A 1049-nucleotide genomic window follows, 5' to 3' on the forward strand; every position below is an offset into this window, starting at 1 on the left:
CGCCCTGCCGTTGTCGGTGCTGGCGTACTGGTTCCGTCCGCTCGCCGGCCCGATCCTCGCTGTCAGCGGGGTGGTCTACACCATCCCGTCCCTGGCGCTCTTCGCGTTCATCGCCCCGTACCTGGGCACCGGTGCGACAACGGTGCTGGTCGGGCTGGTCCTCTACGCGCTGCTGCTGATCGTGCGCAACGTGGTGGCCGGTCTCAACCAGGTGCCGCCGGAGGTTCGCGAGGCCGCCGAGGGCATGGGTTACGGCAGGTGGAGGCGCCTGTTCCGGATCGATCTGCCGCTGGCGCTGCCGGGCATCGTGACCGGCGTACGGCTGGCGACCGTCTCGACGGTGGCGCTGGTCACGGTCGGGGTGCTGGTCGGGCACGGCGGGCTCGGGCAGTTGATTTTCGCGGGCTTCCAGAACAACCTCTACAAGGCCGAGATCATGACCGCCGCGCTGCTCTGCGTGGCGCTCGCGGTAGTGCTCGACCTGCTGCTCATCCTGGTCGCCCGGCTGGTGACCCCCTGGTCCCCCCGGAGGGCGCGGTGATCATGGCGGCGAACCCGATCGGGCAGGCGATCACCTGGATCAACGACCCGCTGAACTGGACCAACCCGGGCGGCATGCTGGACCGGCTCGGCGAGCACCTGACGATCTCCGCCCTGGCGGTGGCGCTCGGGTGCCTGGTGGCCTGGCCGCTCGGGCTCTGGCTCGGGCACCTCGGCCGAGGTGGCGGCCTGGTGGTGCTGATCTCCAACGCGACCCTGGCCATCCCCACCCTGGCGTTGCTGACCATCCTGCCGGTGGTCTTCGCCAGCGGCTTCGGGAAGACGCCGGTAGTGGTGGCGCTGGCCGTCTTCGCCGTGCCGCCGTTGCTGGCCAACGCGTACACCGGGGTGCGGCAGGCGGACCCGGAGGCCCGGGACGCGGCCCGGGGGATGGGTCTGTCCAGCGCGCAGTTGCTGCGCCGGGTGGAGTTGCCGCTGGCCGTGCCCTATCTGGCGGCCGGCTTCCGGACCGCAGCGGTTCAGGTGATCGCGACCGCCGCGCTGGCGTC

The 1049-nt window shown here is 71.4% G+C and carries 2 protein-coding genes; both read left to right on the top strand.

The window, feature by feature from the left end:
• Positions 1-541 (top strand): ABC transporter permease subunit (locus tag ABZ449_RS42315; protein ID WP_360357529.1); only part of this gene is annotated, 541 nt, incomplete at its 5' end.
• Positions 542-543: 2 nt separating this feature from the next.
• The coding region (locus ABZ449_RS42320) for an ABC transporter permease subunit (protein WP_360357532.1) at positions 544-1049 on the top strand (506 nt) is incomplete at its 3' end.

Origin of the sequence: Kitasatospora sp. NPDC005856 (assembly GCF_040629945.1) — a bacterium.
GTDB lineage: Bacteria > Actinomycetota > Actinomycetes > Streptomycetales > Streptomycetaceae > Kitasatospora.